5 protein-coding genes are annotated in these 9,063 nt (G+C 45.1%); 1 reads left to right on the top strand and 4 read right to left on the bottom strand.

Annotated elements, in window-relative coordinates:
• Window positions 1–1,515, top strand: a 1,515-nt coding sequence (locus tag QUA27_RS03190; protein ID WP_445251462.1) for a calcium-binding protein, incomplete at its 5' end; no start/stop codon positions are given.
• A gap of 255 nt (window positions 1,516–1,770) precedes the next feature.
• Here the strand turns inward: QUA27_RS03190 and QUA27_RS03185 are convergent.
• From QUA27_RS03185 to QUA27_RS03170, 4 genes are all read right to left on the bottom strand, one after another.
• The gene (locus QUA27_RS03185; protein ID WP_333066287.1) at window positions 1,771–2,475 is read right to left on the bottom strand and encodes a rhomboid family intramembrane serine protease; all 705 of its coding nucleotides are present in this window, start codon (window positions 2,473–2,475) and stop codon (window positions 1,771–1,773) included.
• Window positions 2,476–2,918: 443 nt separating this feature from the next.
• Window positions 2,919–4,016, bottom strand: coding sequence for a DJ-1/PfpI/YhbO family deglycase/protease (locus QUA27_RS03180; protein ID WP_333066286.1), 1,098 nt, complete (start codon window positions 4,014–4,016; stop codon window positions 2,919–2,921).
• Window positions 4,017–4,152: 136 nt separating this feature from the next.
• Window positions 4,153–4,911 carry an SDR family NAD(P)-dependent oxidoreductase gene (locus QUA27_RS03175; RefSeq protein WP_333066285.1) on the bottom strand — a complete coding sequence of 253 codons (759 nt, stop codon included), beginning with the start codon at window positions 4,909–4,911 and terminating at the stop codon, window positions 4,153–4,155.
• A 259-nt stretch (window positions 4,912–5,170) separates the two neighbouring features.
• On the bottom strand, window positions 5,171–9,028 hold the full coding sequence (locus QUA27_RS03170) for a PAS domain S-box protein (protein WP_333066283.1): 3,858 nt from the start codon (window positions 9,026–9,028) through the stop codon (window positions 5,171–5,173).
• Window positions 9,029–9,063 lie beyond the last annotated feature (35 nt).

Genomic DNA, 9,063 nt, shown 5'->3' with positions numbered 1-9,063 from the left:
GCACCATCACCGGGGACAACTCCGAATCCAACTCCGGCACCATCACCGGGGACAACTCCGAATCCAACTCCGGCACCATCACCGGGGACAACTCCGAATCCAACTCCGGCACCGAGTCCAAGTCCGAGTCCAACTCCATCACCAGGGACATTGCCGACACAGGTTCCGAGTCCGAGTCCGACTCCGACTGCCGGCGGGACAACTCCGAGTCCGAGTCCTTCGATCGTCCCGACTCCAACTGCGGCGCCCCCAACTCCTCCGCCTTTGGGCGGGGGGCCGACTCCGCCGAGTTTTACATCTCCGACTCCTAACCAGCCGCCGATCGTGGAAGCGGGCAAGACGGTGACAGGTTTGCAGAATTTGCCTCTGTCTCTGAGCATTTCGGCGCCCAGTGACCCGGAGGGGCAACCACTGTCGATCGCGGTAGTCGGACTTCCCAATCCTACTTTTGGTCAGGTAATTACGGGTACGAACCCGGTCACCGTGAACCAAAAGTTAACCGTTCAGGATTTACTGGGGCTGAAATTCCAACCTGGAACAAACGTGATCGGGCAAGCCGGTTCTTTCAGCTACAGCGTAGCTGACGACCAAGGCGGCACCGCAGCAGCGTCAGTCGCAATTAACATCAATTCTTTCGATACCTCCGTAACTGTTCCAACTCTCCTGCCGCCAATAGTTGTTGATGACGGCATCGTATTTACCAATACGAATAATTTGCTGCCCACTTTTATCGACGTACTGGCGAACGATTCCAGCCCGCAAAAAGGGACGCTCAGCATTATTAATGTCAGCACACCGCAACTGGGGATAGCTGTAAATCTTGTCTCTCAAGTGCAATTCATCCCCGGCAACGTAGCGGGTACAACTGCTTTCACCTACAGCGTCAGCGACGGATTCGGGACAATTCCGGGAACAGGTACTATCACCGTCCAAATCTTGCCGGCTGATAGCGGACCTAACAATTTGGTTGGGGGTTCCTTGCCGGACAATTTGAACGGTTTGGCGGGCAGCGATACTATTGACGGTCAAGTTGGCAACGATACGATTAACGGCGATTTGGATAACGACGTGCTCGTAGGGGGTCTCGGCGCAGATACCATGACGGGGGGTGGCGGCAGCAATCAATTCCGCTATACCAGCCCTGCACAAGGTGGGCCTGCCTTTGATGCGGCTTCTTCGGCTGCGATCGATGCTGCGATCGCGGCGGGCGGATACGATGTGATTACTGATTTTAACGGTCTCGGTGTGCCGATCGCCGATCAGTTTAATTTTGCCCCCGGATTCCCCAATCTCAGCAATGGCAGTCAAGTTCTGCTGAATGTGCAGACAACTGTTTCTGCAAATATTCTGGGAGGAAGTGCTTTCTTGTTTGCTTACGATTCCGGCGGCAATACTTACATTATTTATGACGGCAATGGCAATAACCTCACCGGCAGCGATTCTCGCATTTTGGCGAAGTTAAATGGTGTAACTGGGGTTTCTGCTCTTTCGGAATTTGACTTGACGTTTATCTAGGAAGATAAGAGGTTTGAAACCGCAGATTAACGCAGATAAACGTCGATTTTGGTGGCAGTTTATCTGCGTTAATTTGTGTTTATCTGGGCGAAAAAGTAAACGTGATTATATTTATAAAACAATTCCCACAAATGCCAGACAATAGCGGCGAAATTGGAGAAAAATCAGAGGTTTGAAACCGCAGATTAACGCAGATTAACGCAGATTTTTTTGGCAGTTAATCTGCGTTAATCTGCGTTAATCTGCCGTAAAAAATTAAATCTGATTTTCGTCAGAAAAAAGTCCCAACAAAGGGCCGAGAATAGCGCCGAAAACAAAGCCTCCGGCGTGGGCCCAGTAGGCGACTCCCCCGGATTCCATGCCGACACTTGCCGGGGCATTCAAGGAAGCCAGGCCGCTCAATGCTTGCTGTGCAAACCAAAATCCTAGAAAGAAGAAAGCGGGGACTCTGACGGTGGTAATAAAAATTCCCAAGGGTAGCAGTGTCAGAACTTTGGCTTGGGGATATCTGAGAATGTAAGCTCCCATCACGCCTGCGATCGCGCCGCTAGCACCCAGGGACGGAATGGCAGATGCTGAGGAAAAAAACCACTGAGTTAGTGATGCTAAAACGCCGCAAGTAAGGTAAAATATTATAAATTTGACGTGTCCTAAACGATCTTCTACGTTGTTGCCAAAAATCCACAGAAATAACATATTTCCCGCAATGTGGAGAAAGCCTGCGTGCAGGAATTGGGAGCTAATCAGTGTCGTCCATTCGGGAAATGGCGAAACTGGCAGAGCAACACCACACATATTGCTTAACTGGCAAGGAATTACGGCCCAAGAGTAGAAGAATTGGGTTAATTCTCGATCGCCCAAACTGAGTTCGTACAAAAATACTAATATGTTTGCGGCAATCAGCCCGTAGGTAACGTAGGGAGTGATAGTAATGGGATTTTCATCGCGTAAGGGAACCACAGCCTTTTTTTCCTCATCAAAATATTGGCAACACAGTAGCGCATTTATAGCCCAGGTGTCTCCTGTCTAAAGGAAGAGGGAACAAGGCAATCGATTTTAGATTTTAGATTTTAGATTTTAGATTTTAGATTTGAAGAAAGCGACTTTACGGATGTATGCGGGGGCTGGTTATCGGATACTATATTTTTTATTTCTGCAGGGATGAATACGGGGGCTTGTACCGCCCCCGGATGCCGCAAGCTTCCTTCAAACCCGCCATGTCCCGCTGAAACAAAAATAAAACCCTCCACCTTGCAGTTAGTTGAATATCTGCTTTTTAGTGTTGGGTTTTATTTTACCGCAAAGGGGTATATTGTAGGATTGCAGAGCAAGTTTGTAGTTGCGATCTTGGTGCTGGTTTTCACCTCTCAAAAAAACTCCAAACTTATTTATCCCCTTGCTGATTACATTTTTACTGCAGGGCTAGTCGAAGGTTTAGGCGACTTAATTTCCTGGGAAACTGCACGGGCCCGGTAGAGTTTAGCAACGACTTGCTCACACTTGGACAAATCCGATTCTATCTCTGTCAAAATTGCAGTTGATACGGGATCTGTGAACTTCACCCGCAGGTTGTTGATATCGACAACACCGGTTTGCAAGTCACCTAGAGTGCTCCGCAGTAAGAAAGTTTCATCGGTTCCTTGCATCGAAGCTTTTAATTTAGCGTATTTGTCAGCAATTTGGGCAGGAATTGAGGGTTTTTCACCGAAATCGTTGAGGCGTTTTTCGAGAGCGAGGATGTGATTCTGTTTGTTTTGAATCATTTCTCTCAAGAGCGATCGCAAATCGCTATCTTGGGTTTTTTCCGCATAATGTTCAAACGCTTCGCAAGCATAGCGTTCCCCTGCGAGGGCGGTATTCAAACCTTTAACAATGTCCCCTTGTGTCGAGCCTCCCCAACCATTAGCTAATTTCCACCATTCTGCATTTGTGTCAGTTTCTTCTGGCAAACCGACTGCTTTTCCCCCGTAACCGAGGCGAGCCATAATTGCGGTGGTAAATATTGCTAAATCTCCCGGTTGGCGGGAAGTAATCAAGTTGCCGTCAACTACTAAAGCTTCGTTAATGTAGTTAGCTCCGGCATTAATCATGTCTGTTTTTATTGCCAAGAAACCCGTCGCATTTTTGCCTTTCAGCAAGTCGGCTTCAATTAAAACTTGCGGGCCGTGGCACACAGCAGCGACGATTTTTCCTTGCTCAAATGCTTCTCGTACAAAACGTACTGTATTGGGATTAGTCCGCATCATATCGGGAGCCATACCGCCGGGAATTATCACTGCATCGAATTCTGCGGGTACTGCTTCAGTGGTAGTTCCGTCAGCCTGCTGGGCAACTTTTCCTTGTTTCCCTGCATACTTTTCATTTGTCCGCGAACCGAGGACAACTACATCAAAGTTTGCTTGTTTTAAGGCGTTGTAAGGAACTAGAAATTCCGAATCTTCTACTCCATTTTCGATGAGTATGGCAACTCGTTTGGTGTTGGTGCCGTTATCTGTTGTCATAATCAACTTTCCTCAGATTGTCTTTTCATCTAACATTAAGTCATTTATTATGTTTTTAGCGTCTTGCTAAAGTGATAAATTAGTTGGTTTTAAAACATATCAGCGTGAGTCTTGAGAGGTATTTTACAGAACAGTCTCAATGCACGTAAGAGGCTCCATTAATGTCGATCGTAGTCCCCGTAGCGTGTGCAGCTAAACCCGACGCTAAAAACGCGATAACATTGGCAACATCTTGAGGAGGAGCGATTTTGCCCATCGGGATATCGCGAATAATATCAGCTTCACCGAACTCCTGAATAAACTGATTAGACATTTCTGTACTGACGAATCCCGGGGCAACTGTAAAAGCCAAAATATTATCAGCCGCAAACCCTCTAGCAATGCTGCGACTTAAAGCAACAATAGCACCTTTAGAAGCGGCGTAGTGCAGATAATTCGGGTCATCGCCGCGAAAAGCAGCGCGACTTGCTATATTAATAATTGTACCTCCACTGCGAGTTTGAAAATGCAGAATAGATTCCCGGCACAAGTCGGCAACGGCAATTAAATTTACTTGTAGAGTTTGCTGCCAAGCTGAAGACCAAATATCGAATTTGTCCTCTATACCCGCTGACTGCATAATCCCCGCATTATTAACTAAAATATCAATATGACCTCGCCATTTTAAAGCATCTCGCCACAAAGTCGAGGCCGCGTTTTCCACCATCAAATCTGCTGCCAATAAATAACAGCGATCGCGCGCAACACTTGCTGCGATCGCTTCCGCCTCTTTCTGACTGCGAAAGTAATGCAAAATCACCTCGGCCCCAGCATTAACCAGAGTCCGCACCGTCACTGCACCAATCCCTTTCGAGCCACCAGTTACTAAAATTACCTTTCCGGTTAAATCAATCATTTGTCTCTCTCTTTTCTCTTTCTCTGCCCCCCTCAGCACCCTTTGCCGTTAATAAAAAAAATAAATCTCCTTCACATACGAAATAGAATTGCTCTATGATACAGCACATTCCATCTAATGTGTGTGCCATTTCCTCATACTGATAGATATCTGCAACACACATCTCCAAAAACTTTCAAATCTTTTCCCAGGTTGGTTTCTATGGGAAATATAGCCACTACTGAAAGCACTAGAGTTTCTTTGTCCTTAAACTCAATAACTACAATGGATTCGGCAGCAGAGGTCGAATTAACTCCATAATTCGATCAGAATTAAAATTATTGATATAATCCGTTAGGGCGTTGGACAAACTTGCTTTGGATTCGGGAATTTGTACGATTAATTCGTTCATAACTTCTGTATCGAGATAGTAAGCGGCTTGATACATTTGTTCTAACCAATGAGAGGGCATCATGGATATATCTTCTACAGACACCGTTTCAACTAATTGTTTGCGTGGAGTTTGTTCTACGACTTCGTAGATATATTGCACTCCCAAATATTGAGCGAGTTTGTCAAATATCTGTTGTTGCTGAAATGGCTTGCTTATAAAGTCGTTAAAGCCAGCCATAACAACTTTCTCTCGCTCTTCAAAAATACTGGCAGTTAAAGCAATAATGACAGTTTCTTGGCTATGAGGGCGTTCTCTAATATATTTACTAGCTGTGTAGCCATCCACGATCGGCATTCGCAAATCCATCATAATCAGGTGCGGCCGCCAACTCTCCCACAGCGAGAGTGCCTCCACTCCCTGTTTTGCTTCTCTCACCTCAAAACCAACCGAGGTAAGGAACTCGACTAACAAGCAACGATTTTCTTCTAAATCTTCAACAATAAGAATGCGGTAAGCCGGTTGTCCGGGAGCTAAACCAATTACTCTTTGATTACTTGATTCTGGGGGTAAGGAGTCTGCTTGAGGTAACTGTACAGGAATCTCAAACGAAAAAGTGCTACCTCGGTGCAAAGTGCTTTTAACGCGAATTTGACCGCCCATGAGTTTGACGAGTTTTTGACTGATGGCTAAACCAAGCCCACTCCCTTGACTCAACTTATTCCCAGCTTGGGCTTGCACAAATACCTTAAATAGGCTATCAATTTCTGTGGGGGCAATTCCCACGCCTGTATCTTCAATTTCAAAATATAGGTGACAGGATGTTGTGTCTCTTTGTGTTGCTCTTACCCGTAGGGTGACGCTTCCTTTGTTGGTAAACTTAATCGCATTACCGAGCAGATTGACGAAGACTTGGTAGAGTTTTTTATGGTCGCTATGCACAAATCTAGGAATGTCGGGATTTAGATCGAAAATTAGTTGCAATTCTTTAGATTGGACTTTAACTTGGAACATTTCTTCAATAGAAGCCAGCAAATTTGTCAAATCAAAGTCAGAAAGATTGAGTGTCATCCGTCCGCTCTCTATTTTGGATAAATCTAAAATATCGTTAATCAGGTCCAATAAATGTCTACCGCTACGATTGACAATTTGTAAACGTTCTTGAATAGAAGGAGCCAGATTTCTCTCATAGCTCATCAATTGCGTGAAGCCCAAAATTGAGTTCAGGGGGGTGCGGAGTTCGTGGCTCATGTTGGCGAGGAAGACAGTCTTGGCTTGGTTTGCTTCATTTGCCTGGTGAAATTCCAACTCAGCTTGTTTGCGATCGCTAATGTCAATTAAATATCCCAAGATTTCTACTGGTGTACCTGAATTATCTCGAATTAGCCTAAGCTGACCCAGCATCCAGCGATAAACCCCATCGGAGCGACGAAAACGGTATTCGTGGAAATAAAAATCATTAACGAATACATTTGCTAAGCCATTAAGCACTGGTTCTACATCTTCTGGGTGTAAGTGATTCACCCAAAATTTAGAATCTTCTAAAAACTCTCTGCTTTCGTAGCCCCATATATCTTTGATATTTTCGCTGATAAACGTTGCTCCATAATCGCCAGCAGGTTTACTGCTAAAAATGACCACGGGGCTGTAGTTTAGAAGAAAATTGAGGCGATTTGTGGTAGTTTGCAAGGCTTGCTCAGCCAGTTTTAGCTCTGTTGCGTCCTCCTGAACGGCAACATATACAGTTCCGTATTCAGAATGCTCAAACCTGGATGTATGAACTCTGCACCAAAAGAGAGTTCCATCTTTCTTTTTATTGTGGACTTCATATTTCGCTTCCCCGGTCTGTTCAATTTGATTGACAATATCTAGAACGGTTACATCTGGTGTAACCTTTGTATCGACATAATTCAAGACACCAACAGATTGACCTGCTAGTTCGCCCTCTGTGTAGCCAAACATAGCGTCAAAGGTAGGATTGGTGTAGACGATCGTGAGGTCTGAGGCTTTAATCAAACACACCCCTCCTGCCATGTTATTCATGATAACGCTTTGAAGCTCTAGCGTCTTTTGAGCTTCTTTTCGAGCGGTAATGTCTTGGATCTGAGCAATAAAATGCAGTGGATTTCCCTGTCCATCTTGTACTAGCGAGCCATCAAGAATAATCCAAATAATATGTCCTTGTTTGTGGAAATACCGTTTTTCCAGTTGGTAAGTTGAAATTGTTCCTGCTAATAGCTGATGTGCATAACTAATATCCGCGTCTAAATCGTCAGGATGGGTAATGTCTTGGAAAGTTAACGCTAATAACTCTTCTGAGGAGTAGCCAAGAATCTGACATAAGGCAGGATTGACTTTAATCCAGTGTCCATCAAGTGAAACGATCGCCATTCCGATAGAGGCATCTTCAAACGCATGGCGAAACTGCTCTTCACTGTTTCGTAAAGCCATCTCAATTTGTTTGCGATCGCTAATATCGCGCAGAATAACAGTAAATACCGTTTCGTCTCCTATTTCCAGCCTAGAAATAGAGGCTTCAGCCGAAAACTGCGTTCCATCTCGACGACGACCCAAAATCTCGCCTCGTTCTCCCATTCTTCGCGCTCTGGTAGAAGAGTGTGCAAATTGTTTGATATGCTGCGAATGTGCATCTCTAAACTGCTCTGGCAGCAGTAAATTCAGTGGCTTGCCTAAAATATCCTCAATTTTATAGCCAAACATCTTTTCTGCCCCTTGATTAAACAGGGTAATGCGTTGAGTGCGATCGACTGAAATAATTGCATCATTGGCGATTTCTAGAATTCCCGCAAAACGAGCCTGCGATTTTTGTAAAGCATCTGTTCGTTCAGCCACAAGAATTTCTAAAGTTTCGTTAAGTTTTTTAATTTCTTTTTCGGCTTTTTGGCGCCTGTAATCTATCTGGTTTAAAAAGCCAGCCGTCCCCAAGATGAGAATTGAGAACGTGACAACCATAACAGTGGAACGCAATGTATAGCCAAAATTAACGTTATACCAGCCTAAATTTTGTCCCTGAAGAGTCAACCAGTTCAGTGTCACTGGAAAGAGTGTCCCCCAAGGCAGCAACCACCGAACCATTACTCCGCCGACCAGCGGACTGCTTACTACTTGCATTAATCCTTCCTTGGGGCGGAGCCATAAAATTCCTCCATAGAGGATGAAAAAGGTGGCGATCGTGTTTACGGACTGAGTCGTCGTAATTGTAGCCAACCGTTCAAGAATATCGACATTGAATAGGTGTGCAAATAAAGCTAGTAGAGAAATTAAAGTTGCAATACTACTAAAAATCTGAGCCAACCAAGTATCCCGTTGGGAATTTTGCCCTAATAGTAAGAGTGCTAGTCCCATCAGCACAAAATTTAGGGCGGTATTTACTCCCATTCTTCCCGGATAAGGAGTCGCTGAAGACACGAAATCCCGGAAAAGCCACTGATCAATACCCAGATGCCAACCAAAAATATACTGGCTCAGCGTCAGCAGACCGATGATGATTATGAATCCTGCCATCCCTTGAGCGATGCGATCGTGCAGTCGCGTTCTTTGGTACTGCAACAATCTCAAAGACCCTCCAGCCAGCAAAAAGCAAATTGCCGTGTTTGCTTTCATGGTCGAAGTCATACCCGGAAAACCACTTTTGAGTAGGGAGCTCTCAAATTGCCAACCCAGCAGCACGAGACATCCGATCGCAATGACGAGTAGACTTGCCATTTGAGAAATCCGCTTGTTCATAAATCGGCTGCTGGGGTTGAAATACTCTTCTTCTG

The sequence above is a fragment of the Microcoleus harperi Pol14_C6 genome, assembly GCF_036701295.1.
GTDB lineage: Bacteria > Cyanobacteriota > Cyanobacteriia > Cyanobacteriales > Microcoleaceae > Microcoleus.
This window is presented reverse-complemented; position numbering and strand designations above follow the sequence as displayed.

Coding starts and splice junctions, on each gene's coding strand:
- QUA27_RS03180 (WP_333066286.1), bottom strand. CDS start 4,016: ATGACAACAGATAACGGCACCAACACCAAACGAGTTGCCATACTCATC.
- QUA27_RS03175 (WP_333066285.1), bottom strand. CDS start 4,911: ATGATTGATTTAACCGGAAAGGTAATTTTAGTAACTGGTGGCTCGAAA.
- QUA27_RS03170 (WP_333066283.1), bottom strand. CDS start 9,028: ATGAACAAGCGGATTTCTCAAATGGCAAGTCTACTCGTCATTGCGATC.